Source organism: Providencia sp. UF-224 (assembly GCF_058245955.1).
The window spans coordinates 1-3,018 of record NZ_JBSICC010000066.1; the positions used below are offsets into that span (position 1 = coordinate 1).

Here is a 3,018-nt window from a genome sequence, read left to right on the forward strand (position 1 = left end):
TCAATAAAAGACACCTTCGGGTTGTGAGGTTAAGCGACTAAGCGTACACGGTGGATGCCTAGGCAATCAGAGGCGATGAAGGACGTGCTAATCTGCGATAAGCGTCGGTAAGGTGATATGAACCGTTACAACCGACGATTTCCGAATGGGGAAACCCAGTGCAATTCGTTGCACTATCGTTTGATGAATACATAGTCAAACGAAGCGAACCGGGGGAACTGAAACATCTCAGTACCCCGAGGAAAAGAAATCAACCGAGATTCCCCTAGTAGCGGCGAGCGAACGGGGAGCAGCCCAGAGTCTTAATCAGCATTAGCATCAGGAGAACGGTCTGGAAAGGCCGGCAGTAAAGGGTGATAGCCCCGTATCCGAAGGTGTTAGTGTTGTGAACTCGACGAGTAGGGCGGGACACGTGTTATCCTGTCTGAATATGGGGGGACCATCCTCCAAGGCTAAATACTCCTGATTGACCGATAGTGAACCAGTACCGTGAGGGAAAGGCGAAAAGAACCCCGGCGAGGGGAGTGAAATAGAACCTGAAACCGTGTACGTACAAGCAGTGGGAGCCTTGATTTATCAGGGTGACTGCGTACCTTTTGTATAATGGGTCAGCGACTTATATTCTGTAGCAAGGTTAACCGTATAGGGGAGCCGTAGGGAAACCGAGTCTTAACTGGGCGAATGAGTTGCAGGGTATAGACCCGAAACCCGGTGATCTAGCCATGGGCAGGTTGAAGGTTGGGTAACACTAACTGGAGGACCGAACCGACTAATGTTGAAAAATTAGCGGATGACTTGTGGCTGGGGGTGAAAGGCCAATCAAACCGGGAGATAGCTGGTTCTCCCCGAAAGCTATTTAGGTAGCGCCTCGTGAACTCATCTTCGGGGGTAGAGCACTGTTTCGACTAGGGGGTCATCCCGACTTACCAACTCGATGCAAACTACGAATACCGAAGAATGTTATCACGGGAGACACACGGCGGGTGCTAACGTTCGTCGTGAAGAGGGAAACAACCCAGACCGCCAGCTAAGGTCCCAAAGTCATAGTTAAGTGGGAAACGAAGTGGGAAGGCTCAGACAGCCAGGATGTTGGCTTAGAAGCAGCCATCATTTAAAGAAAGCGTAATAGCTCACTGGTCGAGTCGGCCTGCGCGGAAGATGTAACGGGGCTAAACTATGCACCGAAGCTGCGGCAGCGATATTTAGATATTGTTGGGTAGGGGAGCGTTCTGTAAGCCTGTGAAGGTGTACTGTGAGGTATGCTGGAGGTATCAGAAGTGCGAATGCTGACATAAGTAACGATAATGCGGGTGAAAAACCCGCACGCCGGAAGACCAAGGGTTCCTGTCCAACGTTAATCGGGGCAGGGTGAGTCGACCCCTAAGGCGAGGCAGAAATGCGTAGTCGATGGGAAACGGGTTAATATTCCCGTACTGGTGATAATTGCGATGGGGGGACGGAGAAGGTTAGGCTGGCCGGGCGACGGTTGTCCCGGTTTAAGGATGTAGGCAGGTGAATTAGGCAAATCCGGTTCACTATATGCTGAGGTCTGATGACGAGTCACTACGGTGGCGAAGTAGCTCATACCCCGCTTCCAGGAAAAGCCTCTAAGCTCTAGATTATCATTAATCGTACCCCAAACCGACACAGGTGGTCAGGTAGAGAATACTCAGGCGCTTGAGAGAACTCGGGTGAAGGAACTAGGCAAAATGGTGCCGTAACTTCGGGAGAAGGCACGCTGGCATTAGGTGAAGTGGTTTACCCATGGAGCTGAAGCCAGTCGCAGATACCAGCTGGCTGCAACTGTTTATTAAAAACACAGCACTGTGCAAACACGAAAGTGGACGTATACGGTGTGACGCCTGCCCGGTGCTGGAAGGTTAATTGATGGGGTTATCCGTAAGGAGAAGCTCTTGATCGAAGCCCCAGTAAACGGCGGCCGTAACTATAACGGTCCTAAGGTAGCGAAATTCCTTGTCGGGTAAGTTCCGACCTGCACGAATGGCGTAATGATGGCCAGGCTGTCTCCACCCGAGACTCAGTGAAATTGAACTCGCTGTGAAGATGCAGTGTACCCGCGGCAAGACGGAAAGACCCCGTGAACCTTTACTATAGCTTGACACTGAACATTGAGCCTTGATGTGTAGGATAGGTGGGAGGCTTTGAAGCGTGGACGCCAGTCTGCGTGGAGCCAACCTTGAAATACCACCCTTTAATGTTTGATGTTCTAACGTTGCCCCGTTATCCGGGGTGCGGACAGTGTCTGGTGGGTAGTTTGACTGGGGCGGTCTCCTCCCAAAGAGTAACGGAGGAGCACGAAGGTTGGCTAAGCATGGTCGGACATCATGCGGTTAGTGCAAAGGCATAAGCCAGCTTGACTGCGAGAGTGACGGCTCGAGCAGGTACGAAAGTAGGTCTTAGTGATCCGGTGGTTCTGAATGGAAGGGCCATCGCTCAACGGATAAAAGGTACTCCGGGGATAACAGGCTGATACCGCCCAAGAGTTCATATCGACGGCGGTGTTTGGCACCTCGATGTCGGCTCATCACATCCTGGGGCTGAAGTAGGTCCCAAGGGTACGGCTGTTCGCCGTTTAAAGTGGTACGCGAGCTGGGTTTAGAACGTCGTGAGACAGTTCGGTCCCTATCTGCCGTGGGCGTTGGAAGATTGAAAGGGGCTGCTCCTAGTACGAGAGGACCGGAGTGGACGCACCACTGGTGTTCGGGTTGTCATGCCAATGGCATTGCCCGGTAGCTAAGTGCGGAAAAGATAACCGCTGAAAGCATCTAAGCGGGAAACTTGCCTTGAGATGAGTCTTCCCTGACCCTTTAAGGGTCCTAAAGGAACGTTTAAGACTAAGACGTTGATAGGTTGGGTGTGTAAGCGTAGCGATACGTTGAGCTAACCAATACTAATGAACCGTGAGGCTTAACCTGACAACACCGAAGGTGTTTTAGAGAGATGAGTTGATTCAATGAAAGAGTGAGAAGCCGAAAGGTGAAGGACACACAGCTTGTT

Annotated in this window: 1 rRNA gene; it reads left to right on the top strand. The window is 51.5% G+C overall.

The features are described 5' to 3' along the window. Positions 1-27: 27 nt before the first annotated feature. A 23S ribosomal RNA gene (locus tag AC4IFO_RS22690) occupies positions 28-2,936 on the top strand. The last annotated feature ends 82 nt before the right edge of the window (positions 2,937-3,018 follow it).